The organism is Streptococcus mitis (genome assembly GCF_001579035.1).
Lineage (GTDB): Bacteria > Bacillota > Bacilli > Lactobacillales > Streptococcaceae > Streptococcus > Streptococcus mitis_J.
Genome location: NZ_KQ970285.1, coordinates 63,716 through 64,386, shown reverse-complemented (window position 1 = coordinate 64,386; position 671 = coordinate 63,716). Strand labels below are relative to the sequence as shown.

Sequence of the window (671 nt, the reverse complement as noted above, 5' to 3'; positions counted from 1 at the left end):
ATTTTTTCAAACATCTTACGTACCCCCATGGCTTAACCCCTGCAAGCTGAATATATCGCCCATAATCAGGGCTTAAATCCTCGCTAGTTGTTTCTATCGTCTGTGTACTTTCTCGCTCGATTTGGGCGCTTTTTTTGCGGTCTCGATGGTTCAGGTAAATGAGAAAGCCAATCAAAATCACGGTAAAAATAATCGCCTGTGTATTGCTTAAATCTAGTTCATTCATGCTATGCCCTCGCTTTGTAATTCTTGATATAATTTACTTGATAGCTTCGCTCCATCTTCAGAAAGTCGTACACCTCTTCTGGAGTTACTTTATCATCTAAAAAGTCAATGATGAACTGAAATAGGTTCGGCTTTCTATCCTTGATTTTAGTCATTAGCTTATCAAATTCTGATCGTGTCATGTTATCTAGGTCTAGAGTCATATTTTTCTCCATTAGTCTTTCCTTGTCCTTTTTCCTACCTGTTTTCTATATGGTATACTTCACCACTCCAAACGCTGAGCGATTGCCCCAAGTTGGCGAACGCTTGTAGTGATGTTTCGTGGGTAATCACCCACATTTCAGCTAAACAAGGCCTTAGAATCACCCTGTCAGCGCTTGATTTCAAAACCTTTTCTAATTGCTTGCCTGCTCTTCGGTTTTTCTTTAGGTATTTGATAGAATAGA

General features: G+C 39.5%; 2 protein-coding genes and 1 pseudogene. All 3 read right to left on the bottom strand.

Features of this window, described 5'->3' with window-relative positions:
- Nucleotides 1-226 (bottom strand): hypothetical protein (locus SMIDD26_RS00340; protein ID WP_134990090.1); only part of this gene is annotated, 226 nt, incomplete at its 3' end.
- Between the two features lies 1 nt (nt 227).
- Nucleotides 228-428 carry a hypothetical protein gene (locus tag SMIDD26_RS00335; protein WP_061438774.1) on the bottom strand — a complete coding sequence of 67 codons (201 nt, stop codon included), beginning with the start codon at nt 426-428 and terminating at the stop codon, nt 228-230.
- A 34-nt stretch (nt 429-462) separates the two neighbouring features.
- Nucleotides 463-671: pseudogene (locus tag SMIDD26_RS12450) on the bottom strand (hypothetical protein); the annotation flags it as partial.